The sequence below is a fragment of the Kaistella jeonii genome (genome assembly GCF_000812865.1).
In the GTDB taxonomy this organism is placed as follows: Bacteria; Bacteroidota; Bacteroidia; order Flavobacteriales; family Weeksellaceae; genus Kaistella; species Kaistella jeonii.
This window is the reverse complement of sequence record NZ_JSYL01000002.1, coordinates 722,498-742,377: the sequence shown is the minus strand read 5'-3', so window position 1 is coordinate 742,377 and position 19,880 is coordinate 722,498. Positions and strand designations below refer to the sequence as shown.

The following is a 19,880-nucleotide window of genomic DNA, read 5'->3' as shown; positions in this document are numbered from 1 at the left end:
GTTCTAAAATTAATAAATAAAAGGGATAAGTCTTTTGGTTTTTTTCATATAATCGGTATAATCTTTTCCAAACTGCTCTGTCAATACTTTTTCTTCAATGTTGATGCGGTAAAAAAACATTAGAAATACTGGAATAAATAGTAAAACTGCAGAAATGTAATTGTTTAAAACGAAAGTGAGCAAAGAAAAAAGGTAAGAAGGATGTCTTACATATTTGTAAAACCCATCGGTTTTTAATTGATGGTCTTTTTTAAAAGTCACATCAACGGTGAAGTATTTCCCTAAATTATAAACGACGATCATTCGCAAAACGACACTTAAAAAAAGAATAGCTAATCCTAAGATCTGTATTTTACTGCTGGCGTAAAAAGGAAACTGAGTCGCTTTGGAAATAAAAATTCCGAAGAGAATACTGAAGCCAATCACCATCCACAAATACGAAAGCGATTTTTTATCTTTTCCTTTCGCATCTGCATTTCCAGAGCGCATTTTTAAGAGGAGAAAAATTTCTGAAAATCCCCACAAGATCATAATGATATTGGTTGCAGCATTCATCTTATTTATTTTTATCCATTAACTCCCGAATTTTTCTCTCTTCCCAGTCTTTTCCCATCAACATATTCGGCAGGAAAACGCTGGTTGCATGACCGAGTAAACCAACTCCCCAGAAAATGGCAGTCCAGTAATTTTCCATATTGGAAAGGGAGGCACCGGATTCTACATTTTGTGCAATGATAAAAAGATTTACCAGAACATAAACTACGGCATGAATGTAAAATCCTTTCAACCTTTTTACTCTTTTTTGTGCTTCTAAATACTTGATATTGTTTCCGTTAAAATTTTCCATCATGTTCTTTATTAAGTTCTCTGTCGATCATTTTTCTTTCCCAACTGTGGTTAAAAAAGAATATTTTGAAAGCTTTTGTCGCTAAAACAATTCCCCAAATCCAGAAAATAACGGAGAAACCATTGTAGTCTAAAAATGTAATTTCACCCGTTTTATAATATCTGTGAAAACTATAGATTGCAAATAGCAGAATATAAATGAATACGCTTGCGTAAAACTTTTTCATTTGATTTACTCTTTCCTTTGCGATAGAATAATCAGTTTCATTGTCGGTTAAATTTTCCATATTATTTATTTTTTTGAATTTTCTCTATCTAAAATTTTCTGAATTTGTTTTTCTTCCCAGTTTTTACCGATGCCAAATGTTTTCAAGGCGTGTATCGATAATCCAAAACCCCATCCTAACATCGGCCAGTAAAACCATAAGTGTTTTGGCGATGTGTATAGATTAATAAACAGTAAAAATGGAATGACGAGACAGTAAGAAATCAAATTGCTGTAGAATCCTTTCAGTTCATCAACTCTTTTGGCTGCTCTTTGGTAGGATATTGATTCTTTAGTAGGTTGTGTGGTCATGGCGGTAATTTTTTTGGTTAACATTGGTATTTTCACTTTGAAAAAATCATCTGATTTTTCGATGAAAACATTTTGTTTCGTCAGTAATGAATAACGTTGAACGATATTTGAAAGGCCAATTCCTGCGCTTTCTTTGACCTGTTCTCTTTGCTGTAAATTATTTTCTATAAAAAGAAATCCGTTTTCTGAGTATATTTTAATGTGTAAAGGTTTGCTTGAAGTTGCAAAATTATGTTTGATACAGTTCTCTAAAAGCAGTTGTAAAGAAAGTGGAACTACGTAAGATTTCAAAGCCGTTTCGTTAACATTAAAATCAAAGCTCACACTATCTTCAAAACGCGTTTTCAAAAGATTGCAATAGGTTTTAGCAAATTCAATTTCCTCTTCCACGGTAACGAGTTCTTTGTCTTTCTGCTCCAAAACATAGCGGTAAATTTTAGACATCGAAGCCGTAAACCTTTGCGCCTGATTCGGGTTTTCATCAATTAAAGCACTTAAAACATTCAAAGAATTAAAAAGAAAATGTGGATCGAGTTGGTTCTTTAAACTTTCAAATTGTGCGTTGGCCGATTTCGCGATTAATTTCTGTTCTACAACTTCTTTTCTGGAGGATTTTTTCCATTCTTCCATAAAGCCTTTCGCATGTATGATCGCAGAAACCAAAAGTGCAATATTAATGATGACCCAATTGACAAATCCCATTTGACCGGTGAAAAAATGATCTGGACTGTTTTTCTGAAGAACAATGAAATTCAAGTAGTTGCAAAATAGGACTAAAATGATATTAACAAAAATGGTTGCCACAATTCCGAGGATGATTCGCGTTCTGGTATCATCGATCCAGGAATATTTTGAATTGAGATAGCAGTTGGTATAAAAATTCCCGAAAACAAAAACGAAGGAATAAATAGAAGAAACTAAAAAGCTGATCAACAAATTATTAACACTTTTTTCATCTGTAAAAAAAGTAAAAAAGAAAAGGCCTGTTCCGAAAGAGATCCAGAGAGAAATTGTTGCCTGCTTTCTAACGTCTTTAAAATCCATTCTGTAAATTTAATAATAAAAGAAAATTCTAAATTATTTATTTAATATTTTCTGAATTTCTTTTTCCTCCCAGTTTTTTCCCAGAATAAAGTCCTGTCCAAAAACTGACATTCCGTGTGCAGCCAAACCGATTCCCCAGAATAATGCGGTCATGTACGGATCAGAAGTTAATAAACTGCTTACGTTATCAACCGCACATCCTGCAATGATAATTACGTTTACGGCGAGATAAATCGTGGCGTGAACATAAAATCCTTTGATGCATTTCACTCTTCTTTGAGCTTGTGAAAATTTTGCTTCCTGATTAAAATTGTAAGTTTCCATTTTATAAAATTTTTGTAGTTGTTGTTATTTGATGGTGTAAAGGTATTTGCTCCAACATCACTTTTCAACTAATTATAACCGAAGGGTCAATTTTATACACCGAGTTGTAAAAAACAAAAAACCACCGGAATTCCGATGGTTTTAGTAGGTCTATTTTTGGAGGCTATTTCATTTCACCCACAACAGTTACTGCTTCCTGAAGATACAGATCGCGCTGTAGATTTTTCGTCCAGTTTTCTGTTTTCTTAGTGAAAGGTTCATCTGTTTTTTCGCGAATCGCTTCATCAGGATTCAGCGTAAATTTAAGTCCATTGTTAAATTTATCCAGACCTTTAAATTTTTTGATCTGGGCTTTTCTTGCCTGCATCACTTCATTAAATTTGCTTTGCTCTAAAGAAATGGTTTCTTCTTTGTCTAATTTTTCCTTCCATTGAGCAGATTCCTGAATCAACTGGTAGTTTTTATTATTAGCAAGACGCGCTTCAATCCCTTTTTGTAAAGCCTGAACTGAGAATGTATTTAGTGCTTGAAAGGGCACTGCCGGAATTTTATCCCAGGCTAAAGCGTAATCATCATACCGTTCCCCAATTTCAGCGTAAGTGAAGAAATCTTTCATTTTAATGTCGGATTCAATTCCTTTTCTTTGTGTCGATTCCCCTGTAATTCTATAGAATTTCTGAATGGTTAATTTCAAAGAACCAAAGTCATCGGTTGTGTTCAAAAATCTATTCAAATCAACAAAAGTTTGTACCGTTCCTTTCCCAAAAGACTGTGGCGAACCAAGAATTACAGCTCTACCATAATCCTGCATTGCTCCGGCTAAAATCTCTGAAGCCGATGCTGAAAGTTCGTTTTGCATGATCAACAAAGGACCAGTCCAGATTGGTGCGTTGGTTTTATTTTTCAAAGTCTGCACTTTTCCGTTGCCATCTTTCACCTGAACATAAGGACCGGCGTTTATAAATAAGCCCATAATATCGCCAACTTCCGTTAAACTTCCACCACCGTTATTTCGAAGATCAAGGATGATCCCGTCTACATTTTGAGGTTTTAACTTGAGTATCTCATTTTTAATATCATCAGAAGCATTTCTTCCTTTAGCATCTGCAAAGTCAGCATTAAAACTTGGCAAATTGATCAGTCCGTATTTTTTACCATCCGGAGCGTTTACGATAATACTTCTTGCAAAAGTATCTTCAATCGCAACTTCCTCCCGAGTCATGGTAACTTCCTTGATTGATTTGTCTTTTTTCTCAACGGTCAAAGTTACTTTAGTTCCCTTTTCGCCCCGGATCAATCGAACTGCTTCATCAGAAAGCATTCCAACCACATTCACAGCATCTAAACCAGGTTTTGATCTAACTTTTAATATTTTATCACCTTCCGACAGTTGTTTAGATTTCCAGGCGGGAGCACCGATCGTGAGTGCACCTAAATAAAGATATCCTCTTTTTTCCTGAATAATGGCTCCAATTCCGATTACCTTTCCAGTGAACTGAGTATCGAAATCTTCCTTATTTTTCGGCGAATAATAATTCGTGTGCGGATCGAAAACTTCGGTGTAAGCATTCATATAAACTGTAAACCAGTCCATTTTATTTCTTTTCTTAAATCTTCTGAATGTATCGGTAACCAGATCTTTCACCTCCGAAGTTGCTTTAATTCTCTTCGCTTCCGGCGTTAGAATTTCAAGTTTAATGGTATCTTTTAAATTAAATTTTTGTACAGAATCTTTTTTCTCTTTCTGCATTTCTTCTTTTGCTGTCAAAGATTCCATTTCCTGCAAAATATTATACTTGATGTATTTTTTCCATTCCTGAGAAAGTTCAGCTTGATTTTTCGCATTCTTTTTAATCTTCGGTTCTAAGATCAAAGTTTCATCTTCATTCAAATTGATAGGTTTACTCAAAATATCCTGAGTGATCTTATCGATTTCATCAACTCTTTGATACAAACGATCTACCGTCAGCTTATAGAAAGTAAGATCTCCCTGATTCAGATAGTCATCGAGTTTGGTTTCATGTTTTGCAAATTCATCCATATCAGACTGCAGAAAATATCTTTTTGAAGAATCTACCATTTCAAAATAATGCTTGTAAACATCCTTCGAATACGCATCATTTATGGTTTTGGGAGAATAATGTAAATAACTGAGTGTATTTTTTACACTCACCATTATTGTCGACATTTTTTCATCATCATTTTTCGGAGTATTAAAACAGAACACCAAACTTGTGAGTGGTATGAAAAGCAATAATGTATTGAGTTTTAGGTTTTTGAACATATAATTAATTAATATCTAATTTGTTAAGAATTTTCCCCATTTGTTACAGGATTTTACAAAGTATCAAAATTAATACCTTATTTATATTTGCACACTATTATTTTAAGTAAATTTGTGGAAACCCTAGAAATTATATGCAAAAACCTTTGATTTTAGTAACGAATGATGACGGAATTACAGCGCCTGGAATTAGACATCTTGTAGAATTTATGAATGAAATTGGGGAAGTTATCGTAGTAGCGCCGAACTCACCACAATCTGGAAAAGGTCACGCAATTACCATCAATCAAACTTTAACTTTCGAAGAAATTAGTTTAGAAGGACCGCAGAAAGATTATTCATTGAGCGGAACTCCGGTAGATTGTGTAAAATTTGCTTTAGATAAGATTTTGCCTAGAAAACCAGATCTCGTTGTTTCTGGAATTAATCACGGTGCGAATTCATCCATTAATGTTATTTATTCAGGCACGATGAGTGCTGCTGTAGAAGCAGGTGTTGAAGGTTTGCAGGCAATTGGATTTTCATTACTCGATTTTTCTTGGGATGCCGATTTTTCTCAGGCGAAAGAATACATTCAGAATATCGTAAAAAAAGTTTTAGAAAATCCTTTACCAAAGGGAATTGTTCTCAACGTGAATATCCCAAAATTGCTGAAAGATGAAATTAAAGGCGTAAAAGTTTGCCGACAAGCAAAAGCAAAATGGGAAGAAAATTTCGATGAAAGAATCAATCCACACGGTAAAAAATATTATTGGTTAACGGGTTATTTCAACAATATGGATTCGGGTGAAGATGCTGATGAAACTGCTTTGGCAAATGGTTATATTTCTATTGTTCCCGTTAAATTTGATCTTACTGCTCATGAAGAACTGGAAAACCTTCGGAAGATGATGGAATAATTTTCAGCTTCCTATTTTATTTTAATAAATTTTACTCTCAAAAGATGCGCATAGAAAACGAACTCAAATTAGGTTTCAAAGACGTTATGATCCGTCCAAAACGATCCACTTTAAAATCTCGTTCCCAAGTAAGTTTAGAACGAAATTTCACTTTTGTCAATTCTCAGAAAAAATGGAGCGGTGTTCCAATTATCGCCGCAAATATGGATACGGTGGGAACTTTTGAAATGGCTGAAGCGCTGTCAAAATATAAAATTATTACGGCGGTTCATAAACATTACACTTTAGAAGAGTGGAGTTCATTTTTAAATCAGCAACCTGATTCTATCTATGATTATATCGCGTTAAGCACTGGAATAGGAAAAAGTGATGAAGAAAAAATTCAGAAAATAGTTGAAGCACATCCAAAAATTAATTTTTTGTGTATTGATGTTGCCAATGGGTATTCTGAACATTTCGTGGGATTCGTAAAAAAAATGCGAACTATTTTTCCTGACAAAACGATCATCGCAGGGAACGTAGTATCAGGCGAGATGGTTGAAGAACTTATTTTAGCCGGAGCAGATGTTATCAAAGTAGGAATTGGTCCCGGATCAGTTTGTACAACAAGAATTAAAACAGGTGTTGGTTATCCACAGCTTTCTGCAATTATAGAATGTGCAGATGCTGCTCACGGACTTGGCGGACATATTATTTCTGATGGTGGTTGCAAAATTCCCGGTGATGTGGCAAAAGCTTTCGGAGGAGGCGCAGACTTCGTTATGTTAGGCGGAATGTTCGCGGGACATGACGAAAGCGGTGGTGAAATCGTAGAAGAAAATGGAAAAAAATACCGTCTTTTTTATGGCATGAGTTCTCAAACTGCTATGGATAAACATTCGGGAGGAATCGCAGAATATCGTGCTTCTGAAGGGAAAACGGTGAAAGTTTCGTATAAAGGTGCAGTTGCTGAAACGGTGAAAGATATTTTGGGCGGCGTTCGGTCTACCTGTACTTACGTCGGTGCTTCACAATTGCGGGAACTGTCAAAAAGAACCACTTTTATTCGAGTTTCTGAGCAGGAAAATCAGATTTTTGGCGGCTAAAGAACTATGGAAATCTCATTAATCTATTTATCTTAAAAACTCTTCAATTTGTAAATTAGCCATATCGATGCAGGAAGAATCGTTTTTTAAAGCAAAAAGCGAAAGTTCTGTACAAGCAATGATAACATTACTTTCGACGATATATTTCTTGATCAAATCTTGAAAAACTAATATTTCTGAGGGAGATTCTTCTTCGTTGTAGATTTTCTTTCTAAAATTATCAATCCATTTTTGGTCGGATGCTGCGGGTTTTAATAGAGAAATTCCTTCTTTCTGAAATTTAGCTTTTAAATATTCGGAGTTCATGGTATATAAAGTCCCCAAAAGCGTTGCTTCTGAAATTTCATTTTTCTTTAAATAATCTAAGGTGAGGTTTACGGGATGAAAAATATCAAACGGTAATTTCATCTGATCCAAAGTTTCATGAATGGTAATATTTGGAACTAATAGTTTTGAAATACCTAACTCTAAAATCTTCGAAAAGTAATTTTCCAGCTTAGGAATTAAGACTGAAAATTGATCGGGTAAATAAAGGTTTATTTCCTGAAAATCAATTTGGTACAAAAGCAATGGGCAGGTTGAAAATTCTTTGTTTTTTAACTTATATTTTTCGTGGATTCTCTTCAAGTAGTATTCGGTTGAAGCATTACCTAAACCTAAAACTCCCTTTAAAGTGGAGTCATTAATCATTTTTTAGTCAGAATGTAATCTGCAAAATATTTTTTTGAATCCAGAAATTTATGGGTGATTTCAAGCATTGAATCATCAATAAGATTTTGCAAAATTGTATCATTGTACTTCCTGGAAATCTCTGTATGAATCAGTTCATTTTCAGCAAACTCAAAAGATTTACCGAGTTCTTTAATATAAACTGATTGCTTTTTAGTGCTTTTCAAAAAACTTTTTGCAATACCTTCTTCTTCAGTATATTCTGGATCATGTTCGAAATTCTCTAAGTCAAAATCTGCACCTAATTCCCGATTGATCCTTTTCAATAAATTAAGGTTAAAATCTCGTGTTATTCCAGCTGCATCATTGTATGCAGGAAGAACAATATCTTTAGATTTAATTTGATCTACTCCTAAAAGCAACTTTTCATTGGGTTTTAAATGATCCGCAATTTTATGAAGAAAACTTCTTGCAACTTCGTCCTGCATATTACCAAGATTGGAGCCGATGAACAAAATTACTTTTGGTCTATCTGAAGTAAAGAGTTCATCTAAAACCTGAAAATAATCTCCTTGTTGAGGATCAATTTCTAGATCCGGAAATAAATCTTCCATGCGTTCCGTAATCACTGCAAGGCTGTTGTGAGAAATATCAACAGGAATAAATTTAAAGCGGTAACTTTTTTCGAGCAAAGTTTTTAACAGATGCAGTGTTTTCTTTCCATCGCCTGCTCCTAACTCTATCAATTCAAATTCCTCATCCGGATTTATCTGGAAAGATTCTATAATGGCTTCACTTTGCTGACTAAAAATCTCCAGTTCAGAATTGGTCAGATAATATTCTGGCATTTCCATGATCTGCTGGAAAAGTTCATCCCCAGCTTTGTCGTAAAAATAATGCGAAGAAATATATTTTGGATTTTGACTCAATCCTGCTTCAATATCTTTTAAAAAAGTGTCGTTTTTCGTCATTTTGCTAATCTTATTCCGGTGATTTGCCACCTGTATTTGGGTTGAAAAAAATTTCGATATGTTTTTCTTTCGTGACCTTTTGGAGTTGCAGTAGAACTTCCGCGCAATACCATTTGACCGATCATGAATTTACCGTTGTATTCGCCAACGGCTCCTTCAGCAATGTGGAAATTTGGATAAGGTAAATAAGCCGAATAGGTCCATTCCCAGCGTTTTCCCCAATCCAATTGGTCGGAGGCAATTTCCCATTCGAATTCGCTCGGTAATCTCATGCCTTTCCAATTAGCAAAAGCTTGGGCCTCGTAAAAAGAAATATGTGTTAAAATATGCTTGGGTTGAACTGGTTTTAGGCCTTCTAAAGTATAGGAATGCCAAGTCCCGTCAACTTTCTTCCAATAGAGAGGTGATTTTATCTGATTATCATTCACCCAACTCCAACCTTCATCGAGCCAGAGTTTGAAATTGTCGTAACCTCCAGCTTCCATAAATTCTATATATTCGCCGTTGGTTACTAAAGATTTTGAAATTTGAAAATCGTGTAGAAATACTTTGTGTCTGCCTTTTTCATTGTCAAAATGAAAGTCAGTTCCTTCATAACCGATTTCGTAAACTCCTTCTTTTATTTCTAACCAACCTTCGTCTGCGTTTTCTTGAGCAGTTAAATTAAAACCTTCTTTATAAACAGGGAAAATTGGATTGTAGGAGAAAGTATGTTTAAGATCGGTAATTAAAAGCTCCTGATGTTGCTGCTCGTGATTAATTCCTAGAATGATCAATTCTTCTAATTCCGGCGTCGAGTTTGTTTTTAATAAGTTTTCGATGTGTTCATCAACGTAATTGCGGTATTCATAGACTTCAGCAATCGTTGGACGGGTAATCGTTCCACGTTCTGTTCGGATGGCTCTTTCGCCTAAAGTCTGGTAATAACTGTTGAATAAAAACGCAAAATGAGGATTGAAAACTTGGTAATCAGGAACGAAGTTTTTAAGAATCATCTCCTCGAAAAACCAGGTTGAGTGACTTAGATGCCACTTCGGTGGACTTGCAAAATCCACAGGTTGTGGAATGTAGTCCTCGATTTCGAGAGGTTTACAGAGCGCAAATGAGTGCGATCTTGTGTTTTTAAATAGTTGAAATAGTTCGCTCATAATAATTAAAAATAATTATAGTAGAACTAAACTACAAAAAATATTCCGAATTGTCAGTTAACCAACTAATTTAAAAATATTAGTACAAAAACTTACTAACAATCCGGTTTCTCAAATTGTTAGTAAGAAGAAATATTTTTTATTTTAGCCCAGATTGTAGCGGCATCCTTTTTTGAGGAGGTACGACGAGGAAAAGATAGAGCGGAAAGCTGGTCTGATCTTCGAAATATGCTAAAATCTTGGGGCTTCTAAAAAGAAAATTTGAATTAGGTCAACATTCCGCCATCAACATTCAAAACCTGACCTGTGATATAAGTTGACATATCGCTTGCTAAGAAAACACACGCATTTGCGACATCTTCCGGTTGACCGCCACGTTTTAAAGGAATCGAATCTCTCCAACCCTGCACAGTTTTTTCGTCTAAAGCTGCCGTCATTTCAGTTTCGATAAATCCGGGAGCAATCGCGTTGCAACGGATATTTCTGGAACCTAGCTCCAACGCAATCGATTTTGAAAAACCAATCACGCCCGCTTTTGACGCAGCATAATTTGCTTGTCCCGCATTTCCTTTCACACCAACAACTGAAGTCATATTGATGATTGAACCTGCTCTCGCTTTCATCATCGGCTTGATCACCGCTTTTGTGAGATTAAAAACAGAATCTAAATTCACTTTGATGATCGTGTCCCAATCGTCTTTGGACATTCTGAGCATTAAATTATCACGCGTAATTCCGGCATTATTGATCAAAATATCGATTTTACCGAAATCAGCGATCACATCTGCCGCCAATTGTTGAGCAGCATCGTAATCTGAAGCATCCGATTGGTAAGATTTTACTTTTGTTATTTTTCCTAATTCTTCCTCCAAAGCTTTCGCCTTATCGACAGAACCGGCGTAGGTGAAAGCAACATGAGCGCCTTCTTTTGCAAAAACTTCTGCAATTCCTTTTCCGATTCCGCGTGTCGCTCCGGTAATGAGGGCAACTTTTCCTTCTAATAATCCCATATCGTTGTCGTTTATTTTTCTAAGTTTTTGTATTTGTTTTTGGACAAAGGTTTTTCTTCTTCGTCTTCTTTACTCACCACATTATTGATGATTAATACGATTTCTCCTTTTAAAGTTTTGCTTCTGGAGAAGTCAATTAACTCATTGATTGTTCCGCGTTTAGTTTCTTCAAATTTTTTGGATATTTCGCGGCTCAAACTCACTTTGGTTTCCTCGCCGAAAAATTCTTTGATCTGTTCTAATGTCGTGTTGATCTTGTGCGGACTTTCGTAAATGATGATTGTTTTTTTCTCTTCCGCCAACTGTTTCAGTTTGGTTTGGCGGCCTTTTTTCTGCGGTAAAAATCCGGCAAATAAAAATTCATTATTTGGCAATCCTGAAACAACCAAAGCCGGAACAAAAGCTGTTGCTCCAGGTAAACACTGCATTTCTAATTTTTCATCTGAAACTGCTTTTGATAAAAGATATCCGGGATCTGAAATTCCGGGAGTTCCCGCATCGGTTATAATTGCGATGGTTTGTCCGTTTTTCAAATCATCGATTACTTTCTGCGTAGTCTGATGTTCGTTGTGTAAATGATACGATTTCAACGGTTTAGATATCTCATAATGTTTCAAAAGAAAACCCGAAGTCCGGGTATCTTCACATAAAATATAATCGACTTCTTTCAGAATTTTTACAGCTCTGAAAGTCATGTCTTCTAAGTTTCCAACGGGTGTCGGAACAAAATATAGGATTCCGCTCATTTATAGATTTTCATATAAGTTTTTGCAAAAGGTTTCCAAACTCGGATCTCTTGCGCCCATTAAAAGCAAAACCGTTCCTTCCTTTAATTCCGGTTTTAAAACTTCTACCAAATTATTTCGATCTTCAACGAAATGGGCATTTTTCCCTTTTGCTTTAATGCCTTCAATTAAATCGTTGGCTGAAATATCTTTTACGGCAGTGCCGCCTGCATAGAAAATTTCGCTCATCCAGATTTCATCTTGAGGTCTTAATGAATCGGCAATTTCTTGAATAAAATCATCTTTCAGAAATCTCGTCGGTTTGTAACCATGTGGTTGAAACCAGGCAATTACTTTTTCTGCTAAAGGTTGACATGCTTTTATTGAAGCTGCGCATTTCGCTGGATTATGAGCATAATCGTCAATCACCCAAACGCCGTTTTTCTGTCCGAGGATCTGGTGCCGGCGATAAATTCCTTCGTAAGTTGCTAAACTTTCTGCGCAGGTTTTTAGATCAATTCCAATTTGATGTGCGACTGCAATTGCTGCTGTTGCATTTTCGACCGAATGTTTTCCTAAAGAGTTCATTTGAAATTTCTGATTCAAAACTTCAAATGTCAAGGAAAGTCCATCTTGATCAAAATTTTCGGCAGAATATCCAGCATTTCTATCTTCAAATCCGAAATCATTTTTAGAGTTTGCCGACAAAGATTTCGCCAATGTATTTGATTGATTTACAACAAATAAGCTTTTAGTATTATTTTTAAAAATGGTAAATAAATCGATCAAATCATCAATTTCCTGATGGTCTTTATCAATGTTTAAAAGCAAACCGATTTCCGGTTCATATTGAACAACGGAACCGTCGCTTTCATCAGCTTCAATGATTAGCCAATCTCCTTTTAAGACTGCTGCATTTCCGATTTTTCCCTGCTTAATAATGCTGGTTAAACCAGCTCCGGAAATAATACTCGGCTCCAGTTTCGCATCCAATAAGATTTGATAAAGCATTGCTGAAGTTGTGGACTTTCCGGAAGTTCCCGCAACAGCAATTGTCTTTTTGCTTTTAGCAATGATCGATAAAAGTTCGCTCCTTCTAATGATTGGAATTCCGAGCTCTTTGGCTTTCTGAACTTCAAAAACGGTGTCTTCAATTGCTGTAGAAACTACTATCAGATCCGTTTTGTCATTAATTCCGCTCCCGTCCTGCAGAAAACAGTGAATCCCTTCTGCTTCTAACTGCTCTTTGGTTTTATTATATTCATTAGGATGAAAATACCGGTCGCTGCCTGAAACTTCTTTACCAATTCCTTTTAAATATTGGGCGATCGCGCTCATTCCAACTCCTGCGACTCCAATGAAAAAGACATTTTGAAAATCTGAAATACTTTTTGTCATTTTAAATTTGTTGATTCTGACCTTTAATGAAAAACAAGTTTCATCAATATCACGAAAAAAAGGTACTATAAAAATTTACTTTCAACCAAATCCCACAGTCTTTGAGCGTATTCATCGGCTTTACTCCAGTCTTTTTGGTAATAAACTTCACTCAAATATTGTCGGGCATCTTCTAACTTTTGGTAAGAATTTAATCTGTCGATCGTATTCTTTAAATCAGTTTCATCTCCGTTGAAAAGCAATTTCGTAAATGCGATCTTATCGTTAAAATCTAATTTAAATTCGTGTTGCTTTTTCGGAGCTTCCATAAAATCTGTCGGAATGTTCGATTTTAATAGACTTCCGGGATCTACTGTTTTAGTGGTAATTTCGGGAGAATTTTCTTCGATATTTTCCAACGGGTCATCATCAAATAAATTTTGAACTGCTTTCAAACCTTTGATGTTGGCAAGTTTAAATTTCTTTTCAGGATTGCTATCTGTTATTTTTTCTTCTGAAAAGGCTTCCGTACTCACAGGATGAGGAGTTTCCACTTTGCCAAATTCTACAATTTTTCTCCGTCTTTCTTCAGAATCTAAAAAATCTTTTTCTTTCTGAGAAATACGTTCTGCATAGTCTGCTTCTTCCTGTTCGACTACTAAGGGAATTTCTTTATCAGAGGCAAAATTACCGTTGACCACAAAATCTTCTAAGTCATGACTGACCTCTTCAAAATCTGAATCTTCTTCCGTAGATAATTCAGGATTGTTATACTCAATAAATGGGTCTTCAATTTCGGGTCTTAGTTCATGAACGGGATGGTCGGGAGAATTGTCGATCTCGTTAATTTCGTTCGTGAAAATAACTTCCTCTTCAATCACATCTTCGGAAAGAGGTGAGTCGGATAAATAATCTTCATTACCGGATTCAATAATATTGTTGTTAATTTCTTGATTGTCAGATTCTTCAACAGTTTGTTGAAAACTCTCTTTATTTTTCTCTAAAATTCTTAGAAAGGCAATCCTGTCGGCTACTTCCGCAAATAGATCTTGCTTAGAGAGTAGTTCTTCTTTAGAATTAATTTTTGAAAGGGTATCGAGAATATTCTTTGATTCAAAAAAAATTTTTTCTTGTAGATCTTGAAGGTTTTGCATAATAAAGTCTTATTAAATTTCCTTATTTTTGAGCTTTAAATATTACGGCTAATTTAACAAATGTTTTTAGAAAATACAATTAATCACGCAAAACAAAGCGGCTGGATGGAAGTGATCTGCGGCTCAATGTTTTCCGGTAAAACGGAAGAATTGATACGGAGACTTCGGCGTGCAGAAATGGCAGGACAAAATGTGGAAATTTTTAAGCCAAAATTAGATGTGCGTTATGCTGCTGAAGAAGTGGTGTCTCACAATCAGAACAAAATTCGGAGCACTCCCGTTGACAGTCCGAACGAAATTTTACTATTAGGATCTAATTGTGATGTCGTAGGAATTGATGAAGCACAATTTTTCGATGAGAGCATTGTAGAAGTTGCTAATAAATTGGCGAACAGTGGAATACGTGTTGTAATTGCAGGGTTAGATATGGATTTTATGGGTCGCCCTTTTGGGCCTATTCCTAATTTAATGGCGACTGCAGAATATGTGACCAAGGTTCATGCAATTTGTAAAAGAACCGGAAATCTTGCTAATTATTCGATGAGAATTTCAACGAGTAAAGACTTAGTAGAGCTTGGAGAAACCGAAAGTTATGAAGCAGTAAGCAGAAGAGTTTTCAACGACGAATTTCTGAATAAATAAGAAATGAATTACACTACGCAGCAAATTGCAGAAATCACCGGTTCAAAACTCATTGGTAAAAAAGATCTTCTTGTCAAAACAATCGAATTTGACAGTCGGAATATTTTTTCCAGCTCAAACACTGCTTTTCTTGCAATTAATACTTCAAAAAATTCCGGGGAAAAATATATTCAGTCTGCAGTTGAGAAAGGCGTGAATATCATCATAAGCGAACACCAATTTCCTCAAAATCAAGATATTACCTGGATCATTGTTGAAAATTCAATTCAATTTATTCAGAAACTGGCAAAATTTCATCTTCATCAATTTTCTCTGAAAACCATAGGAATTACAGGCAGCAACGGAAAAACCATTGTTAAAGAATGGCTTTATCAGAGTATTTTTGATGAGTTCATTACCGTGAAGAGTCCTAAAAGTTTCAATTCACAAATTGGACTTCCGATCTCAATACTGGAAATTAACAAAACTCATGAACTCGGGATTTTCGAAGTAGGGATTTCCAGACCTGGAGAAATGAAAATTTTAGAAAGTATTTTCTCTCCAGAAATCGGTGTTCTTACTCATATTGGTGCTGCTCATTCTTCGAATTTTGAAACTGAAGAACAGCTCATTAAAGAAAAATTGATACTTTTTAAAGATTCCAAAACTATTATTTTTAATGGTGATAATGAATTGATTTACAATTTAATAAATGACATTTATTCAAGTAAAAATCTAATATCTTACGGTTTTAAAAATCATAATAATCTTCACCTAAAAAATGATTGGCAAGGAAATTCCGAAGAGCTTGTTCTTGAATATTTCAACGAGGAAATTAAAATACCAATTTCTCAAAGAGATGAAGCAACGCTAAGTAATGCGATGTGTGTTATTGCTGTATTAAAGGAATTCAAAATAGATAATGCAAAAATTATTGAAAAGATAAATGCATTAAAAGCGGTTGAAATGCGTCTGGAAAGCGTAAACGGACTGCGTAATAATTTGGTGATCAACGATTCCTATAATTTAGACATGGATTCTTTGAAAATCGCCTTTCAATTTATTCATCAATATAATAAGCCTAAAAAGACTTTGATTATAACTGATTTTGTGGAAGGGAAAGATTCCGAAAAATTATATCATGCCGTCGCCGAATTAACAAATCAACAAGATTTCAGTAAAATATTCCTCATCGGTGACGAAATTTCAAATTTTGAAATTCTTTTTAATAGTCAAACTTATACCTTTAGTAATACAAAAGAACTCATTGAAAGCACTCAACTTAACCAAATAGAAGATGAGTTGATTCTTTTAAAAGGAGCTCGTAAATTCGAAATTGACCGTTTAAAAACTTTTTTAGAATTACAGAAACATGACACTGTGTTAGAGGTTAATTTAAACGCAATTATTCATAACATCAACATCCATAAGTCTTTATTAAAACCTGAGACAAAAATGATGGCGATGGTTAAAGCTTATTCTTACGGTTTGGGAGGCTATGAAATCGCAGAATTTTTACAACATCATCATATTGATTATCTTGGAGTTGCGTATGCAGATGAAGGTATTGATCTGCGAAAAAACGGAATTACAACGCCAATAATGGTGATGAATCCGGAGCAGCATAGCTATAACAGTATCATCGATTACAATTTGGAACCCGAAATTTACAGTTTCAGGGTGCTTCAACTTTTTAATGAGCAGCTTTTACACAAAGGGATTCAGCGAAAATATCCGATCCATATCAAATTGGAAACTGGAATGCATCGTCTTGGTTTTAAAGGAGATGAGTTAGATGATCTGATTCAAAAGTTGAACAAAATGAATGTGAAAGTGGAATCGATTTTTAGTCATCTTTCTTCTGCTGATGATCCTGTGGGGAAGGAATATACCTTAGATCAAATTAAAATTTTTACAGTTAATTCTGAAAAATTAATTAAAGGTTTACAATATCATCCTATCCGCCATATTTTAAATTCTTCCGGAATCGTTAGTTATGCTGATTTTCAGTTTGATATGGTTAGAATTGGTATTGGAATGGTTGGCATTTCGTCAGATCCAAAAATCAAGAAGCAACTTCGAAATGCAGTAAGTTTTAAGACCGTGATTTCACAGATTTCAGAAGTTGAAAATGGTGATTCAGTTGGTTACAACAGAAAATTTCTAGTTCAAAATCGCACAAAAATCGCCACCATTCCCGTTGGTTATGCAGATGGAATTCCACGTATGATAGGAAATGAAGTCGGCAAAGTAGGAATACACCAAAAACTTTTCCCCATCATCGGAAACATTTGTATGGATATGATGATGATTAATATTGAAAACGAACCCGTAAACGAAGGTGAAGAAGTTATCATTTTTAACGACAAACCTTCACTGGAAGAATTTTCAATTTATTGTAATACAATACCTTATGAGGTTTTAACCTCTATTTCTCGTCGCGTAAAAAGAATTTATATTAAAGATTAAATGAAAATAAAACTTATTCTCATCATTACTGTTTTGTGTAGTTTTTTCCTGAAAGCTCAGGTGAAAGAAGGATTCAGAGTGCCTAAAAATGCCAAAATTGGACTATCACTTTCTGGTGGTGGTGCAAAAGGCTTCGCTCACATTGGTGTTTTAAAAGTTCTTGATTCCTTGGGAGTGAAGATCGATTATATTTCCGGGACAAGTATGGGTGCAATTGTAGGTGGACTTTACGCTTCAGGTTACACTGGTAAAGAAATTGAAAAAATAGTTATGGATACTGATTTCTATACCATTATCGCTAACGAAAAAACAAGGCAGGAAACCTCTTTTTTTAGTAAATCTGTTGATAAATATATTATTACAGTTCCAATGAAAGATGGTAAAATTAATGTTCTACCAAAAGCGATTTCTACTGGTCAAAAAAACATTTACCTGTTAAAGGAACTCTTCAAAAATGTTGCTACAATAAGTGATTTTTCCAAACTTCCGATTCCTTTTCTTTGCATTGGTACAAATTTAGAAAGCGGAAAAATAGAAGTTTTTGAAAAGGGAGATCTGGTTAGTTCAATCATGGCGAGTTCCGCATTTCCTTCTCTAATGGATCCTGTTAAAATTGGTGATTCATTATATATTGATGGAGCTATGACCATCAATTACCCATCTAAACCTCTGAAAGACAAAGGAATGGATATTGTAATCGGCGTAGATTTAAGTCAGGGTCTAGTCAGTGCAAAAAATCTAATAAGTGCAATTGACATTCTGAACCAAGTTATTGATTTCGGGATTCAGAACGAGACAAAAAATCAGTATCAATATACTGACATCAATATTCGTCCTAATTTAAAAGGAATGGGTGCAACCAGTTATGATTTTAAAAGAGCAATTTTAGATTCGGGTTACGTCGAAGCACAGAAATACATTGAGCCTCTCTCACTCCTTCCGAAAAAAGACCTTACTGCTCTTCATGCACCAATCAGTTCCATTTACTCCAACGTTTACAAAATCGACAGTTTGATTCTTGAAAACAATCACATTTTTGGCAAAAATTATGTGAAAGGTAAAATGAATCTCAGAATTCCGTCGCTACAAACCTACGGCGGAATCAATAAAATGATTGATGCTCTCTATGCAACGAACAATTACACCTTAATAAATTACGATATTATTCAGAAGAATAATGAAAATTACTTAAAACTAAATGTCACCGAGGATGACACCCGTTTTTTCCTAAAATTTGGTTTGCATTACGACGAAATCTTTAAAACAGGTTTACTTCTTAATATGACTGCCAAAAGATTATTGTTTAGAAATTCCATTGTTTCGTTAGATGTTGTGGTGGGAGATCAAACTAGATATTACTTAAATTATTTCATAGACAATGGTTATATTCCGGGATTTGGACTCTACGCATCGGGAATGTCTCTCAACTTGAATGACCGCGATTCCAATATTTATGAAAAATGGACCTGGTTCAGAAATGAAGCCTTCATACAATCTGTTTGGCGAGATAAATACGCAATTGGTGGTGGGATAAGTCACGACTACTTTGAAACTAAATTTACCGGCACACCAAATTATACAAACGCTACTAATTTTATCAATCCTTACCTTTTCATTAAAAGTGATACGCAGGATGAAAAAAGTTTTCCCACAAAAGGAATACTTCTAAATGTTGAAGGAAAAATTTTAGACCTCCTAAATAAAGACCAGGAAGGACGAACTTTGCAGGCAAAAATAACGGCTCAACTCAACTTTCCTATTACAAGTTGGTTCACTTATCGATTGGGGTTATTTGGAGGTTTTACTGTAGGAAAAACCCTTCCGAGCTATTATCAATATAGAATCGGCGGAATTTTCGCCCAGAATTTAGGTAACTTTACTAGTTTCCAAGGTTACGAATTTGGACAATTAAGTGCGAAAAATCTATTAACTAATATAAACAGCTTCCAGTTCAATGTTTACAAAAATTATTACGTAGAAGGAAGTTTGAGTATTGCTAATTTATTCACTGATATAAAAGTTGACGATGTGTTCCATATCAACGCGTCTTCTGCGGGAATTACTTTAGGTTACAAATCACCACTCGGTCAGATCAAAATTAATTATAGCCGTTCACTATCGATCAATAACAATATTTTCAGTGTTGTAATGGGACACTATTTTTAATATATGATACAATTTTTCTTCGAAAATTTAAATGAAATTCCTCTCCCAACAAATACAGAAATTTGGTTGGAGCAACTTATTATATCAGAACATAAGAAACCAGGTGAAATTAATTACATATTTTGTGATGACGAGCACCTTCTAAAGGTAAATCGTGATTTTCTCCAGCACGATTATTATACAGATGTGATTACATTTGATTATGTGAAGGGCAAAACCATTTCAGCAGATATTTTTGTATCTTTGCCCCGCATTTTAGAGAACGCTTCTTCGTTATCCAAAGCGTTTGATTCTGAATTACTTCGCGTTTTAGCTCATGGTATTTTACATCTCTGCGGTTATAAGGATAAAACGGAAGAAGAAATTTCCGAAATGCGCAGTAAAGAAGATTATTATTTGTCTATTTTTTAGGAGCTTTTTCCCGCTGTCCACTATATCTATTGTTCCGCTCCGCTGCACAATAGGATACCGTTCCCATCGGGGCTAAAAACACAACTAATTATGAACAAAA

19 protein-coding genes are annotated in these 19,880 nt (G+C 35.0%); 6 read left to right on the top strand and 13 right to left on the bottom strand.

Going from position 1 to position 19,880, the window contains the following annotated elements:
• Positions 1-9: 9 nt before the first annotated feature.
• From OA86_RS06095 to OA86_RS06070, 6 genes are all read right to left on the bottom strand, one after another.
• Complete coding sequence (locus tag OA86_RS06095; RefSeq protein WP_052257406.1) at positions 10-555, bottom strand: methyltransferase family protein; 546 nt, start codon at positions 553-555, stop codon at positions 10-12.
• 1 nt (position 556) lies between these two features.
• On the bottom strand, positions 557-850 hold the full coding sequence (locus tag OA86_RS06090) for a 2TM domain-containing protein (RefSeq protein ID WP_039350226.1): 294 nt from the start codon (positions 848-850) through the stop codon (positions 557-559).
• Positions 834-1,133, bottom strand: coding sequence for a 2TM domain-containing protein (locus OA86_RS06085; RefSeq protein ID WP_039350224.1), 300 nt, complete (start codon positions 1,131-1,133; stop codon positions 834-836). The genes OA86_RS06090 and OA86_RS06085 overlap by 17 nt, the downstream gene beginning before the upstream one ends.
• A 5-nt stretch (positions 1,134-1,138) precedes the next feature.
• Positions 1,139-2,467, bottom strand: coding sequence for a 2TM domain-containing protein (locus OA86_RS06080; protein ID WP_126340465.1), 1,329 nt, complete (start codon positions 2,465-2,467; stop codon positions 1,139-1,141).
• Between the two features lie 33 nt (positions 2,468-2,500).
• Positions 2,501-2,791, bottom strand: a complete 291-nt coding sequence (locus tag OA86_RS06075; protein ID WP_039350219.1) for a 2TM domain-containing protein — start codon at positions 2,789-2,791, stop codon at positions 2,501-2,503.
• A 163-nt stretch (positions 2,792-2,954) separates the two neighbouring features.
• Positions 2,955-5,075, bottom strand: coding sequence for a carboxy terminal-processing peptidase (locus OA86_RS06070; RefSeq protein ID WP_039350216.1), 2,121 nt, complete (start codon positions 5,073-5,075; stop codon positions 2,955-2,957).
• A gap of 134 nt (positions 5,076-5,209) precedes the next feature.
• Here OA86_RS06070 and surE point away from each other — a divergent pair, with 134 nt between their 5' ends.
• Both surE and OA86_RS06060 read left to right on the top strand, forming a co-directional pair.
• Positions 5,210-5,974, top strand: a complete 765-nt coding sequence (gene surE / locus OA86_RS06065) for a 5'/3'-nucleotidase SurE (protein WP_039350205.1) — start codon at positions 5,210-5,212, stop codon at positions 5,972-5,974.
• Positions 5,975-6,018: 44 nt separating this feature from the next.
• The gene (locus OA86_RS06060; RefSeq protein ID WP_039350203.1) at positions 6,019-7,059 is read left to right on the top strand and encodes a GMP reductase; all 1,041 of its coding nucleotides are present in this window, start codon (positions 6,019-6,021) and stop codon (positions 7,057-7,059) included.
• A 27-nt stretch (positions 7,060-7,086) separates the two neighbouring features.
• Here the strand turns inward: OA86_RS06060 and OA86_RS06055 are convergent, their stop codons facing one another.
• From OA86_RS06055 to OA86_RS06025, 7 genes are all read right to left on the bottom strand, one after another.
• Positions 7,087-7,749, bottom strand: coding sequence for an aspartate/glutamate racemase family protein (locus OA86_RS06055; protein WP_039350201.1), 663 nt, complete (start codon positions 7,747-7,749; stop codon positions 7,087-7,089).
• Positions 7,746-8,699, bottom strand: coding sequence for an L-histidine N(alpha)-methyltransferase (locus OA86_RS06050; protein WP_039350199.1), 954 nt, complete (start codon positions 8,697-8,699; stop codon positions 7,746-7,748). The genes OA86_RS06055 and OA86_RS06050 overlap by 4 nt, the downstream gene beginning before the upstream one ends.
• Positions 8,696-9,847: an ergothioneine biosynthesis protein EgtB gene (gene egtB, locus OA86_RS06045; protein WP_039350198.1), complete on the bottom strand. Its 1,152-nt coding sequence runs from the start codon at positions 9,845-9,847 to the stop codon at positions 8,696-8,698. Before egtB ends, OA86_RS06050 begins: the two co-directional genes overlap by 4 nt.
• Before the next feature lie 266 nt (positions 9,848-10,113).
• Positions 10,114-10,857: a 3-oxoacyl-[acyl-carrier-protein] reductase gene (gene fabG, locus OA86_RS06040; RefSeq protein ID WP_039350197.1), complete on the bottom strand. Its 744-nt coding sequence runs from the start codon at positions 10,855-10,857 to the stop codon at positions 10,114-10,116.
• An 11-nt stretch (positions 10,858-10,868) separates the two neighbouring features.
• On the bottom strand, positions 10,869-11,603 hold the full coding sequence (gene rsmI / locus OA86_RS06035; protein WP_039350195.1) for a 16S rRNA (cytidine(1402)-2'-O)-methyltransferase: 735 nt from the start codon (positions 11,601-11,603) through the stop codon (positions 10,869-10,871).
• The gene (locus OA86_RS06030; RefSeq protein ID WP_039350193.1) at positions 11,604-12,980 is read right to left on the bottom strand and encodes a UDP-N-acetylmuramate--L-alanine ligase; all 1,377 of its coding nucleotides are present in this window, start codon (positions 12,978-12,980) and stop codon (positions 11,604-11,606) included. It lies immediately after the preceding gene.
• A 65-nt stretch (positions 12,981-13,045) separates the two neighbouring features.
• Positions 13,046-14,113: a DUF8457 domain-containing protein gene (locus tag OA86_RS06025; RefSeq protein ID WP_039350190.1), complete on the bottom strand. Its 1,068-nt coding sequence runs from the start codon at positions 14,111-14,113 to the stop codon at positions 13,046-13,048.
• 60 nt (positions 14,114-14,173) lie between these two features.
• Between OA86_RS06025 and OA86_RS06020 the strand changes: the two genes are divergently transcribed.
• From OA86_RS06020 to ybeY, 4 genes are read left to right on the top strand one after another with little or no spacing between them, the layout of a single operon-like run.
• Positions 14,174-14,755 (top strand): thymidine kinase, encoded by a 582-nt coding sequence (locus tag OA86_RS06020; RefSeq protein ID WP_039350187.1) that lies wholly within the window; start codon positions 14,174-14,176, stop codon positions 14,753-14,755.
• A gap of 3 nt (positions 14,756-14,758) precedes the next feature.
• Positions 14,759-17,203 (top strand): bifunctional UDP-N-acetylmuramoyl-tripeptide:D-alanyl-D-alanine ligase/alanine racemase, encoded by a 2,445-nt coding sequence (locus OA86_RS06015; protein ID WP_039350184.1) that lies wholly within the window; start codon positions 14,759-14,761, stop codon positions 17,201-17,203.
• On the top strand, positions 17,204-19,369 hold the full coding sequence (locus tag OA86_RS06010; RefSeq protein ID WP_039350182.1) for a patatin-like phospholipase family protein: 2,166 nt from the start codon (positions 17,204-17,206) through the stop codon (positions 19,367-19,369). It begins immediately after the preceding gene.
• Between the two features lie 3 nt (positions 19,370-19,372).
• Positions 19,373-19,780: an rRNA maturation RNase YbeY gene (gene ybeY / locus OA86_RS06005; RefSeq protein WP_039350179.1), complete on the top strand. Its 408-nt coding sequence runs from the start codon at positions 19,373-19,375 to the stop codon at positions 19,778-19,780.
• Positions 19,781-19,880 lie beyond the last annotated feature (100 nt).